This window comes from Oscillibacter valericigenes (assembly GCF_016902445.1).
GTDB classification, from domain to species: Bacteria; Bacillota; Clostridia; order Oscillospirales; family Oscillospiraceae; genus Oscillibacter; species Oscillibacter avistercoris.
In genome coordinates this window covers 42,371-66,059 of the sequence record NZ_JACSNX010000004.1, presented here as the reverse complement: position 1 = coordinate 66,059, position 23,689 = coordinate 42,371, and the positions used below count along the sequence as shown (strand labels likewise).

Here is a 23,689-nt window from a genome sequence, read left to right as displayed (position 1 = left end):
GAGCCTTGGCAATTATCATACCAAGAGATTTCCCATCTGTAAAGCCCCAGGGGCGGAATCTCTTGACAGGCCCCGGCAAGGACGCTATGATAAGCAAAACGGCAGCTGTGAGAGAGACACGGCGTGCCGGAAAGAAAGGAAAGAGAGGTAATCCCCATGAAACGCATTTTCACCGTTCTGGCCGCGACGCTGCTGCTGACGGCGGCAATGGCCGTGAGCGCCTCCGCCTCGGACTACGACGCCGTGGCAGAGGATCTGTCCGCCATCGGCGTGTTCCGGGGCACATCCGACGGCTTTGAACTGGACCGGGCCCCCACCCGTTCCGAGGCCGCCATCATGCTGGTCCGCCTCTACGGCGCCGAGGACGAGGCCAAGACCGCCTATGAGGCCGGCGACATCACCATGCCCTTCACCGACGTGGGCGCCACCGCCGCCCCCTATGTGGCCTGGCTGCATGACCAGGGCATCGTCAACGGCACCTCCGCCACCACCTACGGCACCGGCGCCTGCAGCGCCCAGAACTACGTGGTATTCCTGCTGCGGGCCCTGGGATATGAGGACGGCACGGACTTCGCCTATGCCGACGCCCTGACCTTTGCCCAGGAAAAGGGGTTCTATGATCCCCTGATGTTCTCCGGCACGTTCCTGCGGGACGACCTGGCCGCCGTCACCTACCAGGCCCTGGGCACGGACCTGAAGGACGGCAGCACCTACCTGCTGAAGAGCCTGATCGACAGCGGCGCCGTGGACGCCCAGGCCGCCGCTCCCATGACGGAGAAGATCGAGGCCTACCGGGCCCTGCAGCAGGCCAGCGCCGATATGGAAAGCACCGCTATGGATGTGGATGTCACCGCCTCCATCGACATGTCCGTCGCCCAGGACGGGGAGACCGTCTCCATGCCCATGTCCATGGACGGCAGCATGCAGATGATCCTGGACGAGAACGACCTGCAGATGGCCTATGACTTTGACATCGGTGCCATGGGCGAGACCATGACCATGCGGGAGTGGCTGAAGGACGGCTGGGTCTATGTGGAGAGCGCGGTGGAAAACGGCGAGGCTGTCCGCACCAAGACCCAGGTGAACCTGGAGGAGCAGCTGGCTCTGCTGGAGCAGGTTCAGGCCAGCGCCTCCGTGGATGTGGTCAATGTCAGCGGCCTGGCCATGGTGAACTCCATCACCTCCAAGACCCAGGGCAGCGACACCGTCTACACCATGGGGATCACCGGCTCCTCCATGAACGGCATGATGGAGACCGCTTTCAGCACTCTGATGGGCGGCGGCACCTTCCCCGCGGAGGATCTGCAGACGATGATGGATATGCTGAGCTTCGGCGACATCACCGCTGTCTACACCGTGGACCGCAGCGGTGATCTGAAGAGCATCCAGATGACCTTCTCCGTGGAGATGAATGTCCCTGCCGAGGAGGGCGGCACGCCCATGGCCATGACTGCGGACTATGATATGTCCATGACCGTCAACGCCACCGGCGACAGCGTCCGCATCACCTTCCCCGACTTCTCCAGCTTCGAGGAAGTGACTGTGCCGGATTTAGACACAAGTGAAAACTCTCGAACAGTCTATGTCACTCAAACCGGAAAGCGCTATCACTACGATAGCTCCTGTAACGGCGGCACCTATTACGAATCTACATTAGAAGAGGCATTGAGCAGAGGTCTGACCCCCTGTGAAAAATGCGTTTTGTAACTCCTTTCCCAAAAAAGAATGGGGCCATTTCCATGGCCCCGTTCTTTTTTCAAATAAAATCATTTTCGGCAGGACATGCGCCTGCCGAAAATACATTGACCCAGCCGCCCAGGGCGGCGTCCCCAGTGACCGACGTCACTGGGGGTGGGGGAGGTCGAGGGGGAGCCTGCTCCCCCTCGAAGTACACATTAGCCCGGCGGCCACGTCATATCCCGTCCGCTGAGGACATGGAAGTGCAGGTGGAATACGCTCTGCCCCGCCTGCTCGCCGATGTTGGAGACCACCCGGTAGCTGTCCAGGCCCTGTTCCTTGGTCAGCTTGGCGATGACCTCAAAGATGTGGGCCACCACGGCGCTGTTGTCCGCCGTGATCTCGGACACGGAGCCGATGTGGGCCTTGGGCACCACCAGGAAGTGGGTGGGCGCCTGGGGATCAATGTCGTTGAAGGCGTAGCACACGTCGTCCTCGTAGACCTTGCTGCTGGGGATCTCCCCGGCGATGATCTTGCAGAATAGGCAATCGGACATTTTCAAACCTCCTTTGAAATGAAATCTACACAAACTGATGATAAACGGAATCGTAATGATAGTCAAGCCCCGCCAGCGTCTCCCGGAGGGATGTCTCATCCACGTCCAGAGATGCGCACAGGTCCTCCAGGTCCGCGTACTGGTCCCGGAGACGGGCGTTGACGAAGCTCAGGAGGATGTATGGGTCCTTGGGCAGCATGGCAGTCCCTCCTTTTTGCTGTGAAGGAATCGTCCTTGCAAGATATTGAAAATAAAGGTTTTACCGCACCGGTGTGTAGTCGATGACCGCCTCTTCCTCCGTGGCCTCCAGCTTGAAGATCACAGGGCGGAGCCCATCGTTGCAGGAGCAGACGGCCACGCCGGGCCTGCGGATCCAGTCGCCGTAGTAGAACAGGCCCTCCCCCGCCCCGTGGGCCAGGGCGAACACATACTAGTAGATGGCCTTCCAGGCCTCATCGCAGAGCCCCTCCGGCTTGGCGTAGTCGGCGTAGAACACCTGGCCCTCCCGCATCATGGGGCAGGGGCCCAGGCCCTCAGCGCCGTACTCCGCCGCCAGCTCCTTGTCCAGGGTGGTTTTCAAGACGGTGATCTTGACTTTTTTCATGGGACGTCCTCCTGATGATCCGTATAGAAAATCGTGGTGACGGCCACATCGCGGCCGGTGATGATGTCTCGATCCTCCGGGCGTGACGGGTGCTCCAGGCCCAGGGTGTCATAATACTCGTCAGAAAATACCAGCACCGACGGGTCGAAAATCGCCTGGAGCGCCTTCACCCGCTGGAAGGGGTCCCGGGGCTGGATGCCGAAGGTCTCCGCCACCGCCGCCAGGGAGACGTCCCGTCTCTTGAAGTCCTCCTCGCAGCCCGGCCAGGTATTGGCCGCATTGTCCGCCAGGAGCTTCCGGAACCGGGCCTCGTCCATCATAAAGATCTGGGCCAGCGGGCTGGTGCATTTACAGAAGAGCACATAGGACAGGAACTCCCGGAAGTCCGCCCCCACCGGCAGGACGAAGGTGCCCTCCCCCGCCAGCTCCGGTTCCACGCAGTACACCGCCTCGTCCCCCGGCAGGAGGACAAAGTGGGTGCCGCTGCTGCCCCAGCCGATGACCTCGGCATTCTCCGGGGTGCAGAAATACCGTACCGGGTCCTCACCCGTCTCCGGCTCCAGCTCCAGCATGGAGAAGTCCAGGGGCAGGCTGAAAAAGGTCTGGATGTCCTTGCGAGTCGACATAAAGTTTCTCCTTTCCGGCCGAAAGGGCCAACTGGGGGATCCTGCTCCCGCAGGGGGCATGGTCCCATGCAGGGATGCACCCCCCATTTTCTTTTCCGTCTTGCGGAAAAGAAAACGGGCCGTGCACGGTCCAAAAGAAAAGGCGGCTTGGACGCGCTCCGGTGCAGTTGCCCTCCGCGCGACGGGGGTCGGCGTATCGGTGCAAGCGCCGATTTTGCCTGGCCTTCGGGCACGCTATTCTCTTCTGCGATTCCTGTGACTGCCGTCCCGTGGCGGAGGTTGCGAGGTTGGTCGGGGTGCAAGATCGCATTTGATCTGCTCCTCTTTCCGCACCTTCCGCTCCGCTGGGCGCTGCCTGGTCCTTCGCGGAAGCGTGAGCGGCAGCGGAAAGAGACGCAGGGGGTATCCCTGTACATCCCCGGGCCTGGACGCCCCCAAGGGCCGGGCGTTTCCGTCCCTGACTGCCGCAAGGGATCGCCAGCCATCCCCCGCCGGCGGCAGGAGGTCCGCATCCATGCGGACCGACCCGCCGAAGCGTTTTTTCTCTTTGGACCGTGCACGGCCCCTTTCTCTTTTGGCAAGACCAAAAGAGAAATGGGGGGTGCATTGGGACAAGCCGGCAATCCGGCTGGATTCCCCGGCGGTTGGCAACCGCCTTATTTCAATTTTTCCGCCACGAAATCGTCCACAGTTGCCAGGGCATCGTCCAGCTTCAGCAGGTCGCTGCCGCCGCCCATGGCGCTGTCGGGCTTGCCGCCGCCCTTGCCGCCGCACACGGCGCAGACGCTCTTTACCAGATCGCCGGCCTTGATGCCGCGCTTCACCGCCTCCGGACCGCAGACCGCCAGGAAGGTGATCTTTTCTCCGTTGGCGGAGGCCAGCACGGCCACCACGTCCGGGGCCTTGTCCCGCAGGAAGTCGCCCATCTGCCGCAGGGCGTTTGCGTCCATGCCGTTGCGGACGGCAGTCAGGACTTTCAGACCGCCTACGTCCTTGGCGGCAGTCAGGAACTGCCGGGCCTCCCCCAAAGACGCCTCGGACTTGAACTTCTCCAGCTCATGGCGCAGCTCCTTCATCTCCGCCGCCTGCTGCTCCGCCTTGGCGGCCAGCTCGCCGGGGGTGGTCTTCAGCACCTGGGCGGCATGGAACAGCAGCTCCTGGTTGCGGTTCATGGTATCCAGGCTCAGCTGGCCCACGGTGGCCTCGATCCGGCGGACGCCGGAGGCCACGGAGCCCTCGGACTTGATGCGGAAGGGGCCGGCCTTGGCGGTGTTGTCCAGATGGGTGCCGCCGCAGAACTCCATGGAGAAGTCGCCCATCTCCACCACGCGGACGATGTCGCCGTACTTCTCGCCGAACATGGCCACGGCGCCCTTCTTCTTGGCCTCCTCGATGGGCAGGACCTCCGTCACCACGGGGTAGCCCTCCAGGATGGCGTCGTTCACCAGCTTGTCGACCTGGGCCAGCTGTTCCGGGGTGATAGCCTCAAAGTGGGTGAAGTCGAACCGCAGACGGTCCGGCTCCACCAGGGAGCCCGCCTGGTGGACATGGTCGCCCAGGACCTTCTTCAGCGCGGCGTCCAGCAGATGGGTGGCGCTGTGGGCCCGCATGATGGCCTTCCGCCGGTCCGCATCGATGGAGGCAGTGACGGTCTCCCCCACGCTGAGGGTGCCGGAGACCACCTTGCCGGAGTGCATGAACTTGCCGCCCTTGTTCTTCTGGACGTCCGTCACCAGGAAGGTGCCGTTGGGGCCCTGGATGGTGCCATGGTCTCCCACCTGGCCGCCCATCTCGGCGTAGAAGGGGGTCTGGTCCAGCACCAGGATGCCCTCCGTGCCCTGGGCCAGCTCCTCCCGCAACTCACCGTCCGCCACCAGGGCCAGGACCTTGCCCTGCTCGCTGGTGCGGTCGTAGCCCACGAACTCCGTGGCGGGCATGTCCTTGCCGAACTCGATGCCGGCCCAGCCCAAGTCGCCCAGGGCCTCCCGGGCCTTGCGGGCGCGAACCTTCTGCTCCTCCATCAGGGCGCGGAAGGCGGCTTCGTCCACGGTCATGCCGGCCTCCTCCGCCATCTCCATGGTCAGGTCGATGGGGAAGCCGTAGGTGTCGTACAGCTTGAAGGCGTCGGCGCCGGAGAACACGGTCTCGCCCTGGGCCTTGTGGGACGCCAGCATCTCGTCGTAGATCTTCATGCCGGCATCCAGGGTCTTGGCGAAGTTCTCCTCCTCGGTGCGGATGACCTTGGTGATATAGGCCTGCCGCTCCCGCAGCTCGGGGTAGTGGCCCTCGTTCTCGTGGACAACGGTGTCGCATACCTCGTACAGGAAGGGATGGTCCACCCCCAGGAGCTTTCCGTGGCGGGCGGCCCGGCGCAGCAGGCGCCGCAGCACGTAGCCCCGGCCCTCGTTGGAGGGCAGCACGCCGTCGCAGATCATGAAGGTGGCGGAGCGGATGTGGTCGGTGATGACCCGCAGGCTGACGTCGATCTTGTCGCTCTGCTCGTACTTGGCACCGGTGATCTCGCTGACCTTGTTGGTGATGTTCATCACCGTGTCCACATCGAACAGGCTGGCCACGTTCTGGCTGACGCAGGCCAGCCGCTCCAGGCCCATGCCGGTGTCGATGTTCTTCTGCTTCAGCTCGGTGTAGTGGCCCTCGCCGTCGTTGTCGAACTGGGAGAACACCACGTTCCACACCTCAATATACCGGTCGCAGTCGCAGCCCACGGTGCAGCCGGGCTTGCCGCAGCCCCACTCGGGGCCCCGGTCATAGTAGATCTCGGAGCAGGGGCCGCAGGGGCCGGAGCCGTGCTCCCAGAAGTTGTCCTCCTTGCCGAACTTGTAGATGCGGTCGGCGGGGATGCCGATCTCGTCCCGCCAGATGGCGAAGGCCTCGTCGTCAGCGGGGGTGGTCTCATTGCCGGCGAACACGGAGGGGTACAGCCGGTCCGGCTCTAGGCCCACCCACTCGGGGGAGGTCAGGAACTCCCAGGCCCAGTGGATGGCGTCCCGCTTGAAATAGTCCCCGAAGGAGAAGTTGCCCAGCATCTCGAAGTAGGTGCCGTGGCGGGCGGTCTTGCCGATGTTCTCGATATCGCCGGTGCGGATGCACTTCTGGCAGGTGCAGACCCGGTGGCGGGGAGGCTCCTCCTCCCCGGTGAACCAGGGCTTCATGGGGGCCATGCCGGAGTTGATCAGCAGCAGGCTGGCGTCGTTCTGGGGGATCAGGGAGAAGCTGGGCAGCCGCAGGTGCCCCTTGGTCTCAAAGAATTTGAGAAACATCTCCCGCAGTTCGTTCAGTCCGTAAGTGGGATGTGCCATATGATTTCTTCCTCCTAAAATGTGTATGATTGGATGATTTTGTATGCGGTTTATCTCTCTTCTGCCAGGACCAGTTTGGCGAAGTCCTCCAGGGAGTCACCGGGACGGCCCTCCGGATGGTCCAGCAGGTTGAAGAAGCAGTTGGGGACCTCCCGCAGACGGAGGTTTTTCTGGATGCAGGGCGCGCAGCCCTGGTCGTGCTTGGTAGGATGCAGCGGGCAGTTCAGGTTGCCGCAGGTGCAGAAAGGGCTGGACGGCATTTCGTTCTCTCCTTTTCCTCTTATGGCTCGGTCAAGATCTCTCCCTGAGAAAACAGAGCGGCGTGGCCAGCCAGACGGACCCGATCCCCCTCCATGCAGCAGTACAGGGTCCCGCCCCGGGACGAGGCCTGATAGGCTGTCAGCTCTTTCTTCCCCAGCCGGTCCGCCCAGTACGGGACGATGTGGCAGTGGCCGGAACCGCACACCGGGTCCTCGTCCACACAAAGCTTAGGGGCAAAAGTCCGGGAGACACAGTCGGTCTCCCCTGTCCCCGGTGCTGTGGCGTGGAGCAGCAGGCCCGGCAGGTCCAGTGCCTTCCCCAGATCCGGCTTCAAGTCAGTCACATCCTCCGGCCGGTCCAGGACGCACAGCAGGTCCCGGCCCAGCCAGGCCTCCCGGGGCCGCAGGCCCAGGACGGCAGTCATCTCCTCCGTCACCTCTGTGGGAGAGAGTTTATAGGCCGGGAAGTCCATGGCCAGGAGACTTCCCTCCCGGGTGACGGTGAGGGGCCCGCTGAGGCTCTGGAACGTCACCCGTTCCGCCGCCGGGTCCACGAACCGGAAGTACACATAGGCGGAGGCAAGGGTGGCATGGCCGCACAGGTCGATCTCCCCGCCCGGGGTGAACCAGCGGATGCGCAGCTCCTCTCCCTCCCGGACCACAAAGGCCGTCTCGGACAGGTTGTTCTCCACAGCGATCCGGCGCATCAGCGTGTCCGCCGGCCAGCGGTCCAGGTAGCACACCGCCGCCGGGTTGCCCGCGAACACCTCTTTTGTGAAGGCATCCACGACATACTGCCTCATATCCGTCTCCTCCTGTCGGGTAAATAAAAAAACCGCCCCTGACGCACGTCAGGGGCGGAAGGACTTCCACGGTACCACCCTGATCTGTCCCATGGGGACATCTCACGTCATCCGGTAACGGGGATGGGCCGTCCCGCTCCACACGGGCTGCTCCAAAGTGGCTGCTCCGCAGCATAGGCAAGGGGCTCGCACCGTCTCCCCTCTCGCTTGGCCGGTCTCACGAAGCTGGCTTTGTCATGGCGTTTCGCCGTATTCAGACACATTTATTATAAACATTTCCGCCGGATTGTCAACAGGGAGATCACTGCTTTTTCCCACGGTCTCTGAAGATCCCCGGGACCTGCTTCCCCGTCAGGATGCACACCCCGTCCGCCACGCATTTGCCGCAGCCGATGCAGCCGGTGGGGCCGCTCTTCCGGCCATAGAGCATCCAGCCGAAAAAGGCCGCTCCCGCCAGGATCAGCACCGGTGCCAGCACCTCATACCACAACATCTGAGATCCCCTCCTTTTGTGTTCACTTTACCACAGGAAGGGGTCAGCTGTCTGTGGCAGCCGCAACAGTCTTGCCCCCAGCAGCGGCAGAAGCTCTGCCGCCGGCCCCGGGAGGGCCGGCAGGGGGAACTCCTGGGGCTCGATGACGGTGCCGTCCGGCCGGGGCAGCTGCCGCTGGACGCACAGCACCGGCTCCGCCAGGCTGGACAATGTCAGGCTGTCCCTGTGGGACAGGCCATAGGTCACCACCGTCTCCGCTGAGACGTGTTCCAGAGACAGCGCCCGATCCCCCGGCGCCAGCAGCACCCGGCACATAGCCGCCGTGTCCCCCAGCTCCTCGCAGCCCCGGCGGGTCAGCACCAGCAGCGGCCAGCACCGCGCCGCCAGTTCCTCTGCCCGCTCCGCTCCGAACACGCCGGGCGGCAGCAGATTCTCCCACGCCGGGGGACAGCGGAAGAAAACTCCCTCCATGCAAACACCTCTCCGCTAGTGTCTGCGGAAGGCGGGATTCCATGCGAAAATTTTGCTCGTCATTTTCCCGCCGCCGTGCTATACTGGAACGTGAGATTTTGGAAACGGGGTGATCTCCTTGCATTTCTGGGCCCATCTGCGGACCGTGCACCGCCACCGGGCGCTGGTGCGGAAGTACTGCTTCCGCCTGGGGCTGTACTGGCAGGGCCTGACCCATGACCTGTCCAAGTATTCCCCGGTGGAGTTCTTCGCGGGGGTCAAATACTTTCAGGGGGACCACAGCCCCAACGACGCCCAGCGGAAGGAACACGGGTACAGCGCCTCCTGGCTCCACCACAAGGGCCGCAACCGCCACCACTTCGAATACTGGACGGACTACGCCCGGGACGGCAGCGGCATCGCCGGGGTGGAGATGCCCCCCAAATACGTGGCGGAGATGTTCTGTGACCGGCTGGCCGCCAGCAAGGTCTACCGGGGAAAGGACTTTGACCCCGGGGATCCCTACAAATTCTACCTCCGGGGCAAGGACCGGCGGCTGCTGATCCACCCGGCCACTGCCGCCCTGCTGGAGACCATGCTGGTGACGCTCCGGGACCAGGGCGAGGACGCGGCCTTCGACTACATCCGGCGGGAGATCCTGGGAAAAACCTAGGATCTCCCGCTGTTTTTGCGGTCCAGCACCCGTTCCAAAAAGTCCGCCGCGGCACCGGCGCCGCCGGCGGCCCGGAAGCTCTCCGCCACCCGGGCGGCGTTTTCCCGGAACCGGGGCTCCCCCAGTGCGGTCTCTACCGCCCGCCGGATGGCAGCGGGCGTCTCCCGGCGCAGGCGCACCCCCAGCCCCAGGGACTCCATCCGGTCCGCCACAGCGGCCTCCTCCCCCTGCTGGGGAAAGAGAATGGTTGGCACCTGGCAGAAGATGGCCTCGTTGGCGCTGTTCATGCCGCAGTGGGTGAGAAAGGCGTCCGCCTCCGCCAGAACCGCCAGCTGGTCCACCCGGCGCTCCACCCGGAAGTTACCGGGGGCTGGTCCCAGGGCCGCCGGGTCCGTGGCCTCTCCCACGGAGAGGACCACGTCCAGATCACGCCCGCCCAGAGCCCGGAAGCAGGCCCGGTAAAAGCCGGGCCGCCGGTGCATCACCGTACCCAGAGAGATGTAGACCAGTGGGCGGTCTCCCCGGTGTTTCCGGGGCGGCACCTGCGGCAGCGAGGGCCCCACAAAGGCGAACCGGTCCCCAAAGGTCTCCGTCATGGGCTGGAACAGCCGGGAGGTGTAGACGATGGTGTCGGTGTCCGCCCGGTTTTCCAGCAGCTGCCGCAGGTCCTCCGCCGGATAGCCCCGCTGCCGCAGGCGGGCCATGTCCCGCCGGATGCGGCCCAAGCCCAGGGCCATCCGGGCAGTCTCCGCCAGCCCCGGCCGCATCAGGGCGGCGGTCTGCTGGTTGAAGGCAAAGGTGGTGGTGGAGCAGACCCAGGGCAGCTGCAGCTTCCAGGCAAAGAGCTTGCCCCACAGGCAGACGGAGTCCACTACAAGAAGGTCTGGCCGCCATGCCTCCAGCTCCTGGCACACCGGTGCCTCCATGTCCAGGGCGGTGTCCGTCAGCATCCCCACCATGGAGGCAAAATCCCGGCCCACCCGCCGGTCCAGGTCCGGCGGCGGAGGCGGCATGAATCTGTCGCACAGGCGCACCTCCGCCCCTGCCGCCTCCAGTTTCTCCCGGAAGGGAGCAAAGGTGTAGTAGCGCACCTGATGGCCCCGGGCCGTCAGGACCCGCACCACCTCCACCGTGGGATTGGTGTGGCCCCAGGCGGGGATGCAGAACCAGGCGATCCGGCTCACGGCTCCTCCTCCCAGCTCAAAAAGCCCTCCAGCTGCTGGAACAGGACCTCGTCCTTGGTGAGGGCAATGCCCCGCTGCTCGTCTGCCAGTACCAGCAGGGTGTCCCCCGGCTGGATGTTCAGCAGATCCCGGGCTCCCTTCGGAATCACGATCTGGCCCTTTTCCCCCACCCGGGCGGTGGCGGCGAACTTTCCCTTCGGCGGCTTCATGGCAAGCGCCCCTTTCTTTTTCTCAAAGAGTATGAAAAGTTATACTTTTCATACCATTTATATCACATGGCGAGGAGCCTGTCAAGAATCCATCTGTCGAGCGTGAGTGCTTCCCCTCCCCCCTCTACGCCTGGCGCTCCGCCCCGCCGGAGGCCAGCAGGGCGGCTGCCGCAGCAGTGACACAGCCCGGGACACGCTGGGCTTGGAGCAGCCCAGATAACGAACCACATCCCGCTGGCGGACCGGCCGCAGCCCGCCCTGGGAGAGACGGCAGACGGCCTGGAGGTACTTTCCCTGGGAGGCGGTGGGCGCCTCCCTCTCCGGCCTTACCGGACGCCCCGAGCCACGAAGGCCCGGCCTCCCGTCCGCCGCCAGGTGACCTGGCGGAACGCCTGCCCCAGCAGGGATGTGATCTCCCGCCGGGCGTAGATCTTCACGTCTCCTTCCTGGCTCCAGCGGAGGAAGGGGTTCATCAGCAGCCGCCCCGGCAGGGGCAGCCAGATGTCCCCCAGGAGAAAGACGCCGCCGGGTACCAGCACCCGGCCCACCTCCGCCAGCACCGCCGCCGGGTCGGGATAGTGGTGGAAGGAGTCGCAGCAATACACCACGTCAAAACTCCCGTCCGGGAAGGGCAGGCACTCGCTGTCGCCCTGAATCAATTTCACCCGGTCCCCCAGGCGGGCCCTGGCCTGGGCCAGCATCTGTTCCGACAAGTCTAATCCCGTCACCTGGCGGCGAGGGTCCTGCTCCAGCACCTGGGCCGTCAGCGCCCCGGTGCCGCAGCCAAGATCCAGCACCCGATCTCCCCAGGCATGGGTGATCTCCTGGAGCATGTAGGGATACAGTGTCCGGGCGTGACTGCCCTGGATGTCAGTGTCATAGGTGGCGGCCTGCTGGTCAAAGGCCTGCTGGGACTGCCGCTTTTTATCTGGTTTCATATCAGTTCCTCCTTGAATGAATTTTGTTCACTCATATGGTGAAAGCCGCGCCCGGCGTGTGCCGGGCGTCTAAGCCTGCAGTTCCGCTTCCAGCAGCAGGTCGATGTAGTGTCGGACACGGTCCAGCGTCTCCCGCCGGGGCGTCTCACTGGCGCTGAGCAGCGGGATCTGGCCGTAGGTCACAAAGGCGATCAACGTCTCCGGGTCCCGAAAGCGGCGGCCGGTGCGCTGCTCCTCCTGGGCCAGGGCCTCCCGCAGCAAGGGCGCCATCCGCTGGCAGAGCCGCAGGGACAGCTGCTGGTGGAAGTCCTCGTTCCCCGCCTGGTGGAAGAAGCCGTGGTAGCGGAAGTCGGCCTCCTCCCCCATGGTCCCATACAGCCGGTCCAGCTTTTGGGACAGGGACAGCGTCTCGTCCCCCAAGGTGCGGCGGATTAGGCCGCAGCACTCCTCCACATAGGCCTCCGTGGCCTCCTGAAACAGCTTCTGCTTGGAGTCGAAGTACCGGTAGCACAGCCCGGCCACCACACCGCAGGCCTGGGCGATGTCCCGCATGGAGGTCGCCTCATACCCCTTCTCCGTGAACAGCTTCATGGCCGTCTCCAAGATCTCCTGCCGCCGGACCTCCGGCGCCTTCGATACCCGCATGGACCGCTCCCCCTCTCTGGCAGAGAGCATAGCACACCGGTGAACAAAAGTCAATGATTTTTGTTCACCGGTGTGAAGTTGATTGGAGGATTCACTTGATATGGGCGCCGAGGCTGGAGAACAGGTCCAGCAGGGGCTGCCACAGGTCCGGATGGTGCTCCAGCAGGAAGGCGCGGACCTCGGGAGCCGTCAGGCCGTCTCCCCACAGCAGCACGTGGCTGCCGGAGGCGTGCTCCCCGATGGCGGTGGGGGCCACGGCGGAGACTGCTGCGGCGATCTTGGCGGCGATGGCCGCCACGCCGCCGGCGTATACCCCCACGGCGCTGACACCCAGGGCCAGATACCCCAGCGCCATCACGCCGAAGGCCCCCAGGCCCGCGGCCACGATACCCAGGGACAGCAGGCCCAGCCCCACCACGCCGAAGGTGAACAGGCCCACCCCCACGATGCCGATGGCCACCACGCCGATGGCAGCATTGCCGATGGCGATGATGCCCCTGGCGACGTTGTCCATGGACAGTTTCCCGTTCCGGACGAAGCCGAACCGAATAGAGACCAACGGCAGGCCGAAGATGCGGGTCTTACTGTCAAAGCGGTAGACCCTGCCCTTCACATAGTTGGTCAGCTCGTCCACCTTTTTCTCCAGCCGGACCGCCTGCTGGGCGGACAAGTCGTCTCCTCCGCCGGCGCTTTCCGGTTCCTCCAGATAGTCCTTTACCAGATAGTCCACCGACACGCCGAATATATCTGACAAGGAGATCAGCTTCACAAGCTCCGGCATGGCGGTGCCGCTCTCCCACTTGCTGACGGACTGGCGGGTGACCCCCAGCCGGTCCGCCAGCTGCTCCTGGCTCAGGCCGGACTTCCGCCGCAGGTCCATCAGCTTTTCGGAAAATGTCATCATCGTCCACACTCACTTTCTCGTTTGGATGGCCCTATGATAAGCCGCCCAATCCGCACCTGACAAGAACGCGGCGGGTGGAACTTTGTCAACCCTGGGTTGCACCTATTGGGGCGCAATGGATTGGCGGTTTTGCACTCACCAGATCCCCAGCAGATGCTGGACTCCCAGGCTGACGCAGGCGATGGCCACCCAGCAGCAGAAGCCCATGAAGATGGGCTTGCCGCCAGTTTTCACCAGCTTTACGAGGTCGGTGTTCAATCCGATGGCCGCCATGGCCATGACGATGAAGAACTTGCTGGCATTTTTCAAAAAGCTCACGGCGCCCGCGGGAATGGGCAGCACCGTGGTGATGATGGAGGCCAGCAGGAACAGCAGCACGAACCAGGGGAAGATCTTCTTAATATCCACCTGGGCGCCGCCCTGCTTCCCCTCCCGGCGGGTCCGCAGCAGGGCCAGCACCAGGGTGATGGGGATGATGGCCAGGGTCCGGGTCATCTTCACGATAGCGGCGGTGTCCAGGGTGTTGGCGCCGGGGTGCATCCCGTCCCAGGCGGAGGCCGCTGCGGTGACGGAGGAGGTGTCGTTCACCGCCGTGCCGGCGAAGAGGCCGAAGCCCTCGTTAGAGAGGCCCAGCACGCCGCCCAGGGTGGGGAAGATCAGGGCGGCGATGACGTTGAAGAGGAAGATGACGGAGATGGCCTGGGCGATCTCCTCGTCATCGGCGCCGATGACCGGGGCAGTGGCGGCGATGGCACTGCCGCCGCAGATGGAGGAGCCCACGCCGATCAAGGTGGAGATGTTGCCGTCCATGTGGAGCGCCTTATAGAGTACGAAGGCCACGATCAGGGAGGTTGCGATGGTGGAGACGATGATGGGCAGGGACTGTCCCCCCACCTGGAGGACGCTGCCCAGGTTCATGCCGAAGCCCAGCAGCACCACCGCCAGCTGCAAAATTTTCTTGGAGGTGTAGGTAATGCCGCTCTTGGCGGCCTTCTGATCCTTCCAGAACAGGGCGATGACCATGCCGATGAGGATGGCGAACACCGGGCCGCCCACCACCTCAAACCGCTGCCCCAGCAGCCAGGCGGGCACGGCGATCACCAGGCAGATCAGGATGCCCAGGGCGTTCTTTTTGACAAATTCCATGATACGATTCCTTTCTCTTTTTTCTCTGTTACAGTCGGTGTTGTATCATATCATGCCGCAAAGGATTTGTCAAAAAAATCCGGGATGGCGATGCCATCCCGGATCGAAGCTCGGATTCAGTTCAGGGGGATCTCCGTCTCGCCCCACAGCAGATACGCCACCTGGGCCAGGTCCACAGGCCGGGTAAAGAAGCCGCTCTGCTCCGCCCAGCCGGCGCCGCCCCCGCCGAAGCTGTTGGCGATCTCCACCCGGGTCCCGTCCCGCAGGACCAGGACCAGTTCGGCGCTGGGGGTGACCATGTCGGAAAACTTCAGCGCCTCTCCGTCATCGCTCGTCACAAGGGCATCTCCGCCGCTGCTTTCCGCCTCCCAGGTTGCCTGGGCGGTATCTTCATCATAGTGATAGCCCAACCGGAGCCCAAGGGGGGAGAGCTCCAAATCGTCCAGGGTCAATGTGCCGTAAGGCGACTGTGTCGTGATGCCAGTGACATCCACCGCCAGCAGACCTTCTTCCGCCAATCCGCTGGAGAGCGTGAAATCAAAGTCCCCGGAGAAGATTTCCGTGTATTCCTTCGTCTCCGACTGCTTCCAGAGGCCCGGGATGTGGAGGACCTTCCCCTCCAAGTCCCCATCCGCCAGGATGGAGAGCGCCACCCGGATCACGTTGTCCGTGGGATCGTCGTCCTCCAGCCAGGTGGGTTCCATGGAATAGGAGAAGTCCACATCGCTGCCGTCTATCTCCCGCAGCTCCAGCCACTCCCCGTTTACAATCTCTGCATCGAAGAGCTGGTATGTTCCCTGTTCCCCGTCCAGAGCCGGCAGGACCGTGCCCTCCGGGGCCTGGATCTCCAGCATCAGATAGAACACGCCATCTGTGCCGAAGGCAGCCTGGGGCGTTATCACAGCGCCATTGGAGGAGACCGCCCCCGGCAGATCGCCGCTGAGGGTGTCCACCACTGCCTGCTCTGACGAAGTCAGGCCGCCGAAAAAGCCATCCCACAGGGACACGGTAACGGCCGCTGCCGTACCCACCAGCAGCACCGCCGCCAGGGCCGCAATGGCGCCCCGCTTCATCCAGGGGCCTCTGCCCCGCCGTTGTTCCGATTCTGCCCGCCCGGTCATCAGGGCGTCCGCCAGGGCGGACTTCCCTGCCTCCGTGAACCGCACCCGGTCCAACTCACTCTGATAAACATTCCTGTCCATAAGCGCCTCCCAGCGTTTTCCGCAATTTTGCCTTGCCCCGGTAGAGATAGGTGCTGACCTGGCTGGCCGTGCAGCCCATCAGCGCCCCGATCTCCGCCGGCTCATATCCCTCGTAGTACCGCAGATACACCGCCTGGCGGTAGCGGTCCGGCAGGGCCTGCACCGCCGCCAGCACGGGGCTCTCCCCCAGCTCCGGCAGGTGGACCGCCGCGTGAGCCGCCGCCTCTAAGGGCAGGCGCCGCCGGACCCAGGCGGACTTCTTCCAGTCCTTGCAGCAGTTGACGGTCACCCGGATCACCCAGGCACGCTCCAGCCGCTCCTCGTCAAAGCGGCGGGAGCTGGTCAGCAGCTTCAAGAGCACCGTCTGGCAGATGTCCTGGGCGTCGTGGACGCTGTTCGTCCAGGTCCAGGCGATCCGCAGCACGGTGTCCGACCACCGCTCCACCAGCTCCTCCGCCTCCCGGCGGGTATATGTGATTTGTTCCGTACGATCAACTCCTTTGCCGGCGCCGTTCTGCTGATAAAACGAATGATGAGACTTCCATCTGACAGGGACAGGCAAAAAAAGCCCGCCGGGATATTCCCGGCGGGCCGCTCTGAAAGGTGTTGCTTACTGCTCGTCCAGCATGGCCTTGTGATAGACCTTCTTGCCCTTTTTGATGACCGCGCCCTCGCCGCAGCAGTCCTTGCAGCTGAACTTGGCCTCGATGTCGGCCACCTTCTGGCCGCAGACGGAGACGCCGCCCTGCTGCACCAGCCGCCGGGCCTCGCCCTTGGAAGCGGCCAGGCCGCACTTCACCAGCAATGTCAGAATGTCGATCTCGCCCTCGGCGGTGAAATCCGCCCGGCAGAGCTTCGTGCAGGGCATGTTGGCGCTGTCGCCGCCGCCCCCGAACAGGGCCCGGGCGGCCTCCTGGGCCTTGGCAGCCTCTTCCTCGCCGTGGACCAGTTTGGTCAGCTCGAAGGCCAGGATCTCCTTGGCGGTGTTCAGCTGGCTGCCCTGCCAGGTGTCCATCTCGTCGATCTGCTCCAGGGGCAGGAACGTCAGCATCCGGATGCACTTGAGGACATCGGCGTCCCCCACGTTCCGCCAGTACTGATAGAAGTCGTAGGGAGAGGTCTTGTTGGGATCCAGCCACACGGCGCCGCTGGCGGTCTTGCCCATCTTCTTGCCCTCGGAGTTCATCAGCAGGGTGATGGTCATGGCGTAGGCGTCCTTGCTCAGCTTCCGGCGGATCAGCTCCGTGCCGGCCAGCATATTGCTCCACTGGTCGTCGCCGCCGAACTGCATGTTGCAGCCCACGGTCTGGAACATGTGGTAGAAGTCATAGGCCTGCATGATCATATAGTTGAACTCCAGGAAGCTGAGGCCCCGCTCCATCCGCTGCTTGTAGCACTCGGCCCGCAGCATGTTGTTGACGGAGAAGCAGGCGCCCACCTCCCGCAGCAGGTCGATATAGTTCAGCTTCAGCAGCCAGTCGGCGTTGTTCAGCATCAATGCCTTGCCCTCGCCGAACTCGATGAACCGCTCCATCTGCTTCTTGAAGCAGTCGCAGTTGTGCTGGATGGTCTCCGGCGTCATCATGGAGCGCATGTCCGTCCGGCCGGAGGGGTCGCCGATATAGCCGGTGCCGCCGCCGATCAGGGCGATGGGCCGGTTGCCCGCCATCTGCAGCCGCTTCATCAGGCACAGGGCCATGAAGTGGCCTACGTGCAGGCTGTCCGCCGTGGGGTCAAAGCCGATATAGAACGTGGCCTTGCCGTTGTTTACCAGCTCCCGGATCTCCTCCTCGTCCGTCACCTGGGCGATGAGGCCCCGGGCCTTCAGTTCCTCGTAGATCTGCATGATCATCTCTCCTTTTGTCCAGTCGTGAAGTCTGGGACAGATATGAAAAAACGCCCCCTGTCCCAAGGGACAGAGGGCGAGAAGGTCTCGCGGTACCACCTCTGTTCGCGCCGTCCTCGCGGGCGGACGCCTCAGGCCGTGCAGACACACGGCGGCGCTGTAACGGGCGCTCCCGGAGCACGCCTACTGGGCCGTTGGCCGTTGGGATGCCAGCTCCGCGGTGTATTCGCCGGGCCCGTCCGCCTCTTTCCACCACACCAGAGGCTCTCTTGAGGGCAGGTCTCCCGGGTACTGCTCCGCTTCATCACTGTAGTTGGTATTCTATCCGATTTTGCAGAGCTTGTCAACAGGCGGTTTTGCGGTTCTTCTGCGCATTTTGCCCAAATTCCAGGCCGTTGTTTTTTGGGAAAAAGGTCCTTTGAAAGATGCCTTTGGAATTTGTTAAAATTAAGATGAGCCGAAGTACTGCTCCGCGGCAGAAAGTCGCTGGAAAGGAAGGGGGACCAGATGCCTGGCAAATCTGATTTTGTACACTATGGCGCCTATGGCGTCTGCCAGGTGGAGGATATCTGCCCCATCCGCTTTGGGCCGGATCTCCCCCGCCGGGAGTATTACGTTCTCAAGCCGGTCAGCCAGGATGGTTCCAGCATCTTTGTGCCAGCGGACAATCCCAAGCTGACTGCCCGGATGCGGCCGGTCCTCTCCAAGGATGAGATTGACCGGCTTCTGACTGACGTGGGCGAGGATCGTCTGCCCTGGATGGAGGACCGCCGGCAGCGTCTGGATACCTTCCGGGATATTCTGCGCCGAAGTGATGAGCGGGAGCTGCTGCTCCTGGTCCGCTGCCTGTATGAAAAGTCCCGGGAGACCGCAAAGGGCCTGCCCTCTACGGACGCCCAGGTCCTGAAGAAAGCGGAGGCGGTGCTCTCCCAGTCCTTTGCCTTTTCGCTTCACATCGACAAGCAGCAAGTCGGCGGCTATATCCGGCGGAAACTGGGCCTGCCGCCAGAACCCCATGAACCAGTCCCAAATCAGAATAGGAGGAACACACCATGAAACGAATCAAGGAAGCCTGTCTCCTGCAGACCATTCATTTTCAGCTGAAGGAGGATCTGGACCACGCCTCCGCCGTACAGGCAGTCCGGGCGGAAGTGGAGCACTACAAGGCCCAGCTGGACCGAAGCCGCATCCAGTACAAAATCACCGACGAAGCGGAGCAGCCAGACGGCTCCATTCTCATCCATATCAAAAAGCAGTACAACAACCACAAATGCGGGTCCTACATGGACTGATCCGAACCCTGGGTCCCGGCGGATGGAGCGCTCCACCGCCGGGACTTTCGCCTTTTTCCCGCATAATCCGGCTCAAGGCCGGGCAGGCTAAGGCCGAGGTGATTGCAGATGGGCAAGCGCTCAAAAACAGGCCGGCTTTCCCGGCCGGAGAAGCCCATTCCCGACGTCTATCCAGAACTGGATACGGATCTGGCCCGGGACAATGTGGAAAACGACATCCCGGCGGCGGATCTGGAGGATCTGTAAGGCCGGAAACAGGATCGATCAGCAAGGGGGACAGACCATGGCACATCTCAGCACGTATTTCTCTCTGGAGCATCCGGCCAGCAGCCATGACGCCAAGGAACTGAAGCGGGAGCTGGACACCCTGCCGGGCGTCACCTCCGTCAGCGTCAGCGGCGGACGGCTGGCGGTGGACTATGACTCCACCGGCGTCCGGCGGGAGGACATCCGGCAGAAAGTCCAGTCCCTGGGCTTCGGCATCCAGGGGGCGGAATGACAGGAGCGGGGACGGCCAGATGGCCGTCCCCGCTTTTTCCATTCAGTTGGCTGCCTCCCGGGGGCCGGGGAGAAACTCCTCCCCCGCCGCCGTCATGGCGAGGCCCCCGGCGGAGAGCTCCGTCAGGCGCGGGGAGAACTGCTCCGCTCCGCCCGCCGGGAACGCCGCCCGGAGGGTGATGTCCGCGCCGTATTCCGCGTCCCGCACCACGCCGCCGCAGGCCGCGATCTCCAGCTTCATCCGCTCGAAGAGGGGATATGTACAGGGCACGTCCCACAGCGTCCACAGGCTCATGGTGGCGATGCCCACGGCGTCCAGGGCGTCCTTGGCGCCCTTCGTATAGGCCCGGGTCAGTCCCCCGGCCCCCAGCAGCACGCCGCCGAAGTACCGGGTCACCACGCAGCACACGTTGGTTACGTTCTCCCGCTGGAACACATTCAGCATGGGCTGGCCCGCCGTGCCCTGGGGCTCCCCGTCATCGCTGTAGCGGACCACGCCGCCCTCTTTCAAGAGATAGCACCAGCAGTTGTGGCGGGCGTCGTAGTAGCGCTTTTTCATCTCCTCGATGTGGGAGCGGGCCTCCGCCTCGGTCTCCACCCGCCAGATGTGGCTGATGAAGCGGGACCGCTTCTCCACGAACTCGCTCTCTCCGTTTTCAAAGGGCACCCGATACGCGTTCACGCCACCCCTCCTTGGTCAGGACATAGAAATACGTCTGGCGGTCCTCACCGAAGTCCGCCACATGCTCCGTGCGGGCAAAGGCGTAGCGGAAGCCGCACTTGGTGATCACCCGGGCGGAGCGCCAGTTCCCCGCGTAGTGGGAGCACCAGATCCGCGCCAGGCCCTTTGGCCCGAAGCCGTAGGACAGCACGGCCGCCATGGCCTCCGGCATAAGGCCCCGGCCCCAGTGCGCCGGGGACAGGGCATAGCCGATCTCATCGTCCGGGCAGCCGGGGTGCTCCCCCGCCGGGTGGCCCCCCACAAAGCCGATGGAGCCCACGGCCCGGCCGCTCTCCCGCAGCTCCAGGGCGAACACGTCCGGGGCGGAGAAGACCGTGCGGAGAAAACGCAGGCTCTCCTCCTCGCTCCGGTGGGGCTGCCAGCCGGCGATCACGCCCACCCGGGGGTCCCGGGAATAGGCGTATAGGTCCGCCGCGTCCGCGTCCCGATAGGGCCGCAGCAGCAGGCGGGGCGTCTCGATCACAGGCGTCATCGGGCCACCTCCCGCCGGTCCGTCCGGCCTGCCAGATAGTCCAGAGACACGCCGAAGTGCTCCGCCAGGGCGCAGAAGATCTCCAGCCCCGGCAGTCCCTCGTCGTTCTCGATCCGCTGATAGTGGCGGTCGCCCATGCCAATGGCCTGCGCAACCTGCAGCTGCGTCTCTTTCCGCTCTTTGCGAAGCGCTTTCAATCTGCTTCCAATTTCCATAGATCCTCCTTGACACGCCACATCAGGTGTGTTATTATCAAAATACACCTAATATGGCGTATTTTGAGAAGGGAGAACTTTTCGATGACCGATTTCATGAAGTGGCTCTATCCCCGCTATATCCGCCCGTACCTGGACGAAGTCCCCCGGGAGGGCTATGAGCTGTGGTTCTCCCTTCTGGACGGGGAGCTGCGCGCAGCAGAGCGGGAGGATCTGGACCGGGTCCTGGAATTCACCGCCGTCCACGCCTTCCTGCTGGGCCTGCGCACCGGGGCGGGCCTGCGGGAGGTCACTCCGCGATAAAGGGCGCCATCTGCCCCAGGACCTTCGGCGTGCACACCGCCGTGACGGCGATGGTCTCGCCGTACTCCACGCTCTCCACCTTGGCCTCCCGGTACAGCTGGTCCAGCAGCCCCCCCTTGTCATAGGGGATGCGGAACTCCACCCGCCGGCTGCCGCTGTCCAGCCGCGATGCGATCATCTCCAGCAGCTTGTCCACGCCCTCGCCGGTCTTGGCGGAGATGGAGCAGATGTCCTCCCCGTGGGGCATGATCTCTCCGGCGGGCAGCCGGTCGGACTTGTTGAACACGTCGATCCGGGGCAGCTCTCCGGCGCCCAGCTCCCGGATCAGGTTCTCCACCACTGCCGCCTGCTGCTGCCACTCCGGGTTGGACACGTCGATGACGTGAAGCAGCAGGTCGGCGTACTCCAGCTCCTCCAGCGTGGCCTTGAAGGCCTCCACCAGCTGGTGGGGCAGCTTGCGGATGAAGCCTACCGTGTCGGAGATCACCACGTCCAGGGTGTCGCTGACGGTCAGCAGGCGGCTGGTGGTGTCCAGGGTGTCGAACAGCCGGTTGTTGGCGGGAATGCCCGCTCCGGTCAGGTGGTTTAAAAGCGTGGACTTGCCCGCGTTGGTGTAGCCCACGATGGCCACCACCGGGATCTCGTTCTTCTGCCGCCGCTGGCGCTGGGTGGCCCGCACCCGGCGGACCTCCTCCAGGTCCTCCCGCAGCTTGTCGATCTTCCGGCGAATGTGGCGGCGGTCCGTTTCCAGCTGGGTCTCGCCGGGGCCCTTGGAGCCGATGGGCCCCTTGCCGCTGGTGCCCGCCTGCCGCTCCAGATGGGTCCACATGCCCGTCAGCCGGGGCAGCAGATACTGGTACTGGGCCAGCTCCACCTGGAGGCGGCCCTCCTTCGTCTTGGCCCGCTGGGCGAAGATGTCCAGGATCAGTCCGCACCGGTCCAGCACCTGGACCCCCAGCAGCTCCGTCAGCACCCGCATCTGGGAGGGGGACAGATCGTTGTCGAAAATCACCATAGTGGCGCCGGTGTTCTCGCAGTAGAGCTGCACCTCCGCCACCTTGCCCTCGCCGATGAAGGTCCTGGGGTCCGGGGACGGCCGGTTCTGCAGCACGATCCCCACGGTCTCGCCGCCGGCGGTCTCCACCAGGGCGGAGAGTTCCTCCATGGTGTCCTCGTCGGCGTTTTCCTCTTTTTTCAGCACCGGGGAGTTGAGCCCCACCAGCACCACTTTATCTCGTACTTCCTGTGTCTCTGCCATGCAAACTCCTTATTTTTGATAGGCCTCCACCACCTGGCCCACGTAGATACGGTGCCAGCCGCCCGCTTTGCCGTAGAAGGGCAGGATCTCCCCCTCCCCCAGCACGCAGGCGGGGTCCATGTCCTGGACGTAGATCTTCCGGCACACCAGGGCCCAGTCCGCCTCGTCAAAGAAGGGGGCGTCTCCGGCGCCGTAACGGACCGTCAGGCCGCATTCTTTCACCTTGTCCACGTCCCGGCCGCTCTTCGTGCCGCAGAGAGCGGTGATCTTCTTCGCCTCCGGCGGCAGGACGGAGACCGTGAAATAGTCGTGGGACTCCATGAATCGATAGGTATAGCGCTCCGGACGCACAAATACCGTGCACACCGGCTGATTCCACAGCCGGCCCAGCTGGCACCAGCCGATGGTCATGGTGTTCAGCTCCGTCCGGTCCCCGGCGGTCAGCAGCGGATTCTGCCGGCCGAAGACCCGGAGGATCTCCGGTGTCAATGTTTCCAGCTCCACAGGATGCAGATCCATATCCAAAATGCTCCTTCCCGTTTTTCCTAGCAACAGTATATGCGCTTTTTTTGGAAAAGTAAATGAAAAAGGGCCTGCCAAACAGCAGACCCTTTTGTGACGTGTCAGACTTACTTGTCCAGGCCGAACTTCTTGTTGAACTTGGCCACGCGTCCGCCGGTATCCACCAGCTTCTGCTTGCCCGTGAAGAAGGGGTGACACTTCGAGCAGACTTCCACCTTGATATCCTTCTTGGTAGAACCTGTCTCAATCACATTACCGCAGGCGCAAGTAATCGTAGTCTGCTGATAATTGGGATGGATTCCTTCCTTCATTGCTCTCGTTCACCCCTTTCTGGTTCAAAACTACCTCGCCGGAGCTTTCACCCCAACAAAGGCGTTGATTAGTGTATCACACATGTGTCAAGATTGCAAGTCCTTTTTTATTTTTTTCCTGAATCGGCCAGCCGCTCCAACGCCCGCTCCAGATCCGATAGATACCGGGCCTGCTGGCGGCGGAGATAGCCCTTGGCAAACAGCCGCATCCAGGGCTTTTTCGGGGTGATATGTTCCGTGAAAACCATCCGGGTGCCACCGTCCTCCGGCCGGAATTCCCCGGTCCACCGGCCCGTCAGGTTGGCGTTCCCGATGTCAAAGGCCCAGAGGGCGGTGGGGCGGCGGGCTGTGACGGTGAAGCGGGTGGGAAAGCCGCTTTTGTCGTACTCCGTAAAGGCGTCCTTACCGGTGTGCTCCAGCCGGCTCAGATCGCTGCGCCACTGCCAGTTTTCCAGGTCCGTCACCACCGCCCACACCCGCTCCGGCGGGTATGGGAGCAGGGCTGTGACGGTGCTGACGATCTCCTTTCCCATACGATC

Annotated in this window: 31 protein-coding genes and 1 pseudogene; 7 read left to right on the top strand and 25 right to left on the bottom strand. The window is 63.5% G+C overall.

Annotation, left to right across the window (positions count from 1 at the left end):
• Positions 1-156 precede the first annotated feature (156 nt).
• Positions 157-1,707 (top strand): DUF6612 family protein, encoded by a 1,551-nt coding sequence (locus H9X91_RS04890; RefSeq protein ID WP_204803106.1) that lies wholly within the window; start codon positions 157-159, stop codon positions 1,705-1,707.
• A 188-nt stretch (positions 1,708-1,895) separates the two neighbouring features.
• On the opposite strand, the gene H9X91_RS04885 is transcribed toward H9X91_RS04890, so the two are convergent.
• The 9 genes and pseudogenes from H9X91_RS04885 to H9X91_RS04845 all read right to left on the bottom strand — a co-directional run bounded on the left by H9X91_RS04885 (position 1,896) and on the right by H9X91_RS04845 (position 8,811).
• Positions 1,896-2,234, bottom strand: a complete 339-nt coding sequence (locus H9X91_RS04885; protein ID WP_204803104.1) for a histidine triad nucleotide-binding protein — start codon at positions 2,232-2,234, stop codon at positions 1,896-1,898.
• Between the two features lie 25 nt (positions 2,235-2,259).
• Entirely contained in the window at positions 2,260-2,433 is a 174-nt protein-coding gene (locus tag H9X91_RS04880) for a DUF4250 domain-containing protein (protein ID WP_204803102.1), read from the bottom strand.
• A gap of 60 nt (positions 2,434-2,493) precedes the next feature.
• Positions 2,494-2,838, bottom strand: a pseudogene (locus tag H9X91_RS04875) (TIGR04076 family protein).
• A complete protein-coding gene (locus H9X91_RS04870) occupies positions 2,835-3,464 on the bottom strand; it encodes a hypothetical protein (protein ID WP_204803100.1) in 630 nt (209 codons plus the stop codon). Before H9X91_RS04870 ends, H9X91_RS04875 begins: the two are co-directional and overlap by 4 nt.
• Positions 3,465-4,120: 656 nt before the next feature.
• Entirely contained in the window at positions 4,121-6,784 is a 2,664-nt protein-coding gene (gene alaS / locus H9X91_RS04865) for an alanine--tRNA ligase (RefSeq protein WP_204803098.1), read from the bottom strand.
• A 50-nt stretch (positions 6,785-6,834) separates the two neighbouring features.
• The gene (locus H9X91_RS04860) at positions 6,835-7,044 is read right to left on the bottom strand and encodes a DUF6485 family protein (protein WP_204803096.1); all 210 of its coding nucleotides are present in this window, start codon (positions 7,042-7,044) and stop codon (positions 6,835-6,837) included.
• A 20-nt stretch (positions 7,045-7,064) separates the two neighbouring features.
• Positions 7,065-7,847 carry a PhzF family phenazine biosynthesis protein gene (locus tag H9X91_RS04855; RefSeq protein ID WP_204803094.1) on the bottom strand — a complete coding sequence of 261 codons (783 nt, stop codon included), beginning with the start codon at positions 7,845-7,847 and terminating at the stop codon, positions 7,065-7,067.
• A 301-nt stretch (positions 7,848-8,148) separates the two neighbouring features.
• The gene (locus H9X91_RS04850; RefSeq protein WP_204803092.1) at positions 8,149-8,340 is read right to left on the bottom strand and encodes a hypothetical protein; all 192 of its coding nucleotides are present in this window, start codon (positions 8,338-8,340) and stop codon (positions 8,149-8,151) included.
• Between the two features lie 27 nt (positions 8,341-8,367).
• Positions 8,368-8,811: a hypothetical protein gene (locus H9X91_RS04845; RefSeq protein WP_204803090.1), complete on the bottom strand. Its 444-nt coding sequence runs from the start codon at positions 8,809-8,811 to the stop codon at positions 8,368-8,370.
• A 118-nt stretch (positions 8,812-8,929) separates the two neighbouring features.
• Between H9X91_RS04845 and H9X91_RS04840 the strand changes: the two genes are divergently transcribed.
• A complete protein-coding gene (locus H9X91_RS04840) occupies positions 8,930-9,463 on the top strand; it encodes a DUF5662 family protein (protein WP_204803305.1) in 534 nt (177 codons plus the stop codon).
• On the opposite strand, the gene H9X91_RS04835 is transcribed toward H9X91_RS04840, so the two are convergent.
• The 9 genes from H9X91_RS04835 to tyrS form a co-directional block, all read right to left on the bottom strand.
• Positions 9,460-10,647 carry a macrolide family glycosyltransferase gene (locus H9X91_RS04835; protein ID WP_204803088.1) on the bottom strand — a complete coding sequence of 396 codons (1,188 nt, stop codon included), beginning with the start codon at positions 10,645-10,647 and terminating at the stop codon, positions 9,460-9,462. The genes H9X91_RS04840 and H9X91_RS04835 overlap by 4 nt on opposite strands.
• Positions 10,644-10,856, bottom strand: coding sequence for an AbrB/MazE/SpoVT family DNA-binding domain-containing protein (locus tag H9X91_RS04830; protein ID WP_204803086.1), 213 nt, complete (start codon positions 10,854-10,856; stop codon positions 10,644-10,646). The genes H9X91_RS04835 and H9X91_RS04830 overlap by 4 nt, the downstream gene beginning before the upstream one ends.
• 326 nt (positions 10,857-11,182) lie before the next feature.
• Complete coding sequence (locus H9X91_RS04825) at positions 11,183-11,794, bottom strand: class I SAM-dependent methyltransferase (RefSeq protein ID WP_204803084.1); 612 nt, start codon at positions 11,792-11,794, stop codon at positions 11,183-11,185.
• Between the two features lie 69 nt (positions 11,795-11,863).
• Complete coding sequence (locus H9X91_RS04820) at positions 11,864-12,439, bottom strand: TetR/AcrR family transcriptional regulator (protein ID WP_204803082.1); 576 nt, start codon at positions 12,437-12,439, stop codon at positions 11,864-11,866.
• A gap of 91 nt (positions 12,440-12,530) precedes the next feature.
• Positions 12,531-13,343, bottom strand: coding sequence for a helix-turn-helix domain-containing protein (locus H9X91_RS04815; protein ID WP_243414425.1), 813 nt, complete (start codon positions 13,341-13,343; stop codon positions 12,531-12,533).
• Positions 13,344-13,478: 135 nt separating this feature from the next.
• Positions 13,479-14,489 carry a YeiH family protein gene (locus H9X91_RS04810; protein WP_204803080.1) on the bottom strand — a complete coding sequence of 337 codons (1,011 nt, stop codon included), beginning with the start codon at positions 14,487-14,489 and terminating at the stop codon, positions 13,479-13,481.
• 116 nt (positions 14,490-14,605) lie between these two features.
• On the bottom strand, positions 14,606-15,691 hold the full coding sequence (locus tag H9X91_RS04805) for a hypothetical protein (protein ID WP_204803078.1): 1,086 nt from the start codon (positions 15,689-15,691) through the stop codon (positions 14,606-14,608).
• Entirely contained in the window at positions 15,666-16,169 is a 504-nt protein-coding gene (locus H9X91_RS04800) for an RNA polymerase sigma factor (protein WP_338111946.1), read from the bottom strand. The genes H9X91_RS04805 and H9X91_RS04800 overlap by 26 nt, the downstream gene beginning before the upstream one ends.
• 132 nt (positions 16,170-16,301) lie before the next feature.
• A complete protein-coding gene (gene tyrS, locus H9X91_RS04795) occupies positions 16,302-17,537 on the bottom strand; it encodes a tyrosine--tRNA ligase (RefSeq protein ID WP_204803076.1) in 1,236 nt (411 codons plus the stop codon).
• 507 nt (positions 17,538-18,044) lie between these two features.
• Here tyrS and H9X91_RS04790 point away from each other — a divergent pair.
• From H9X91_RS04790 to H9X91_RS04775, 4 genes are all read left to right on the top strand, one after another.
• The gene (locus H9X91_RS04790) at positions 18,045-18,593 is read left to right on the top strand and encodes a CarD family transcriptional regulator (RefSeq protein WP_204803074.1); all 549 of its coding nucleotides are present in this window, start codon (positions 18,045-18,047) and stop codon (positions 18,591-18,593) included.
• Positions 18,590-18,829, top strand: coding sequence for a hypothetical protein (locus tag H9X91_RS04785; protein ID WP_204803072.1), 240 nt, complete (start codon positions 18,590-18,592; stop codon positions 18,827-18,829). The genes H9X91_RS04790 and H9X91_RS04785 overlap by 4 nt, the downstream gene beginning before the upstream one ends.
• Positions 18,830-18,937: 108 nt before the next feature.
• Positions 18,938-19,075 (top strand): hypothetical protein, encoded by a 138-nt coding sequence (locus H9X91_RS04780; RefSeq protein WP_204803070.1) that lies wholly within the window; start codon positions 18,938-18,940, stop codon positions 19,073-19,075.
• A gap of 37 nt (positions 19,076-19,112) precedes the next feature.
• The gene (locus H9X91_RS04775) at positions 19,113-19,328 is read left to right on the top strand and encodes a heavy-metal-associated domain-containing protein (protein WP_204803068.1); all 216 of its coding nucleotides are present in this window, start codon (positions 19,113-19,115) and stop codon (positions 19,326-19,328) included.
• 42 nt (positions 19,329-19,370) lie between these two features.
• Here H9X91_RS04775 and H9X91_RS04770 read toward each other — a convergent pair whose 3' ends face one another.
• The 3 genes from H9X91_RS04770 to H9X91_RS04760 are packed head-to-tail and all read right to left on the bottom strand — an operon-like array spanning position 19,371 to position 20,756.
• Positions 19,371-20,009, bottom strand: coding sequence for a YigZ family protein (locus H9X91_RS04770; RefSeq protein WP_204803066.1), 639 nt, complete (start codon positions 20,007-20,009; stop codon positions 19,371-19,373).
• Complete coding sequence (locus H9X91_RS04765; protein WP_204803064.1) at positions 19,984-20,541, bottom strand: GNAT family N-acetyltransferase; 558 nt, start codon at positions 20,539-20,541, stop codon at positions 19,984-19,986. The genes H9X91_RS04770 and H9X91_RS04765 overlap by 26 nt, the downstream gene beginning before the upstream one ends.
• Positions 20,538-20,756 carry a helix-turn-helix domain-containing protein gene (locus tag H9X91_RS04760; RefSeq protein WP_204803062.1) on the bottom strand — a complete coding sequence of 73 codons (219 nt, stop codon included), beginning with the start codon at positions 20,754-20,756 and terminating at the stop codon, positions 20,538-20,540. Before H9X91_RS04760 ends, H9X91_RS04765 begins: the two co-directional genes overlap by 4 nt.
• Before the next feature lie 84 nt (positions 20,757-20,840).
• On the opposite strand from H9X91_RS04760, the gene H9X91_RS04755 reads away from it, so the two are divergent.
• Entirely contained in the window at positions 20,841-21,059 is a 219-nt protein-coding gene (locus H9X91_RS04755) for a hypothetical protein (RefSeq protein WP_204803060.1), read from the top strand.
• On the opposite strand, the gene hflX is transcribed toward H9X91_RS04755, so the two are convergent.
• From hflX to H9X91_RS04735, 4 genes are all read right to left on the bottom strand, one after another.
• A complete protein-coding gene (gene hflX, locus H9X91_RS04750; RefSeq protein ID WP_204803058.1) occupies positions 21,046-22,317 on the bottom strand; it encodes a GTPase HflX in 1,272 nt (423 codons plus the stop codon). The two genes, H9X91_RS04755 and hflX, sit on opposite strands and share 14 nt — an antisense overlap.
• A 9-nt stretch (positions 22,318-22,326) precedes the next feature.
• Positions 22,327-22,836, bottom strand: a complete 510-nt coding sequence (locus tag H9X91_RS04745) for a flavin reductase family protein (RefSeq protein WP_204803056.1) — start codon at positions 22,834-22,836, stop codon at positions 22,327-22,329.
• A gap of 110 nt (positions 22,837-22,946) precedes the next feature.
• The gene (gene rpmE, locus H9X91_RS04740; RefSeq protein ID WP_021748737.1) at positions 22,947-23,150 is read right to left on the bottom strand and encodes a 50S ribosomal protein L31; all 204 of its coding nucleotides are present in this window, start codon (positions 23,148-23,150) and stop codon (positions 22,947-22,949) included.
• Between the two features lie 107 nt (positions 23,151-23,257).
• Positions 23,258-23,683: an SRPBCC family protein gene (locus H9X91_RS04735; RefSeq protein ID WP_204803054.1), complete on the bottom strand. Its 426-nt coding sequence runs from the start codon at positions 23,681-23,683 to the stop codon at positions 23,258-23,260.
• Positions 23,684-23,689: the final 6 nt, after the last annotated feature.

What these genes read in the sequence shown, in the direction of transcription:
- H9X91_RS04890 (WP_204803106.1), top strand. Translation starts at nt 157, where the DNA reads ATGAAACGCATTTTCACCGTTCTGGCCGCGACGCTGCTGCTGACGGCG.
- H9X91_RS04885 (WP_204803104.1), bottom strand. Translation starts at nt 2,234, where the DNA reads ATGTCCGATTGCCTATTCTGCAAGATCATCGCCGGGGAGATCCCCAGC.
- H9X91_RS04880 (WP_204803102.1), bottom strand. Translation starts at nt 2,433, where the DNA reads ATGCTGCCCAAGGACCCATACATCCTCCTGAGCTTCGTCAACGCCCGT.
- H9X91_RS04870 (WP_204803100.1), bottom strand. Translation starts at nt 3,464, where the DNA reads ATGTCGACTCGCAAGGACATCCAGACCTTTTTCAGCCTGCCCCTGGAC.
- alaS (WP_204803098.1), bottom strand. Translation starts at nt 6,784, where the DNA reads ATGGCACATCCCACTTACGGACTGAACGAACTGCGGGAGATGTTTCTC.
- H9X91_RS04860 (WP_204803096.1), bottom strand. Translation starts at nt 7,044, where the DNA reads ATGCCGTCCAGCCCTTTCTGCACCTGCGGCAACCTGAACTGCCCGCTG.
- H9X91_RS04855 (WP_204803094.1), bottom strand. Translation starts at nt 7,847, where the DNA reads ATGAGGCAGTATGTCGTGGATGCCTTCACAAAAGAGGTGTTCGCGGGC.
- H9X91_RS04850 (WP_204803092.1), bottom strand. Translation starts at nt 8,340, where the DNA reads ATGTTGTGGTATGAGGTGCTGGCACCGGTGCTGATCCTGGCGGGAGCG.
- H9X91_RS04845 (WP_204803090.1), bottom strand. Translation starts at nt 8,811, where the DNA reads ATGGAGGGAGTTTTCTTCCGCTGTCCCCCGGCGTGGGAGAATCTGCTG.
- H9X91_RS04830 (WP_204803086.1), bottom strand. Translation starts at nt 10,856, where the DNA reads ATGAAGCCGCCGAAGGGAAAGTTCGCCGCCACCGCCCGGGTGGGGGAA.
- H9X91_RS04825 (WP_204803084.1), bottom strand. Translation starts at nt 11,794, where the DNA reads ATGAAACCAGATAAAAAGCGGCAGTCCCAGCAGGCCTTTGACCAGCAG.
- H9X91_RS04820 (WP_204803082.1), bottom strand. Translation starts at nt 12,439, where the DNA reads ATGCGGGTATCGAAGGCGCCGGAGGTCCGGCGGCAGGAGATCTTGGAG.
- H9X91_RS04815 (WP_243414425.1), bottom strand. Translation starts at nt 13,343, where the DNA reads ATGATGACATTTTCCGAAAAGCTGATGGACCTGCGGCGGAAGTCCGGC.
- H9X91_RS04810 (WP_204803080.1), bottom strand. Translation starts at nt 14,489, where the DNA reads ATGGAATTTGTCAAAAAGAACGCCCTGGGCATCCTGATCTGCCTGGTG.
- H9X91_RS04805 (WP_204803078.1), bottom strand. Translation starts at nt 15,691, where the DNA reads ATGGACAGGAATGTTTATCAGAGTGAGTTGGACCGGGTGCGGTTCACG.
- tyrS (WP_204803076.1), bottom strand. Translation starts at nt 17,537, where the DNA reads ATGCAGATCTACGAGGAACTGAAGGCCCGGGGCCTCATCGCCCAGGTG.
- H9X91_RS04790 (WP_204803074.1), top strand. Translation starts at nt 18,045, where the DNA reads ATGCCTGGCAAATCTGATTTTGTACACTATGGCGCCTATGGCGTCTGC.
- H9X91_RS04785 (WP_204803072.1), top strand. Translation starts at nt 18,590, where the DNA reads ATGAAACGAATCAAGGAAGCCTGTCTCCTGCAGACCATTCATTTTCAG.
- H9X91_RS04780 (WP_204803070.1), top strand. Translation starts at nt 18,938, where the DNA reads ATGGGCAAGCGCTCAAAAACAGGCCGGCTTTCCCGGCCGGAGAAGCCC.
- H9X91_RS04775 (WP_204803068.1), top strand. Translation starts at nt 19,113, where the DNA reads ATGGCACATCTCAGCACGTATTTCTCTCTGGAGCATCCGGCCAGCAGC.
- H9X91_RS04765 (WP_204803064.1), bottom strand. Translation starts at nt 20,541, where the DNA reads ATGACGCCTGTGATCGAGACGCCCCGCCTGCTGCTGCGGCCCTATCGG.
- H9X91_RS04760 (WP_204803062.1), bottom strand. Translation starts at nt 20,756, where the DNA reads ATGGAAATTGGAAGCAGATTGAAAGCGCTTCGCAAAGAGCGGAAAGAG.
- H9X91_RS04755 (WP_204803060.1), top strand. Translation starts at nt 20,841, where the DNA reads ATGACCGATTTCATGAAGTGGCTCTATCCCCGCTATATCCGCCCGTAC.
- hflX (WP_204803058.1), bottom strand. Translation starts at nt 22,317, where the DNA reads ATGGCAGAGACACAGGAAGTACGAGATAAAGTGGTGCTGGTGGGGCTC.
- H9X91_RS04745 (WP_204803056.1), bottom strand. Translation starts at nt 22,836, where the DNA reads ATGGATCTGCATCCTGTGGAGCTGGAAACATTGACACCGGAGATCCTC.
- rpmE (WP_021748737.1), bottom strand. Translation starts at nt 23,150, where the DNA reads ATGAAGGAAGGAATCCATCCCAATTATCAGCAGACTACGATTACTTGC.
- H9X91_RS04735 (WP_204803054.1), bottom strand. Translation starts at nt 23,683, where the DNA reads ATGGGAAAGGAGATCGTCAGCACCGTCACAGCCCTGCTCCCATACCCG.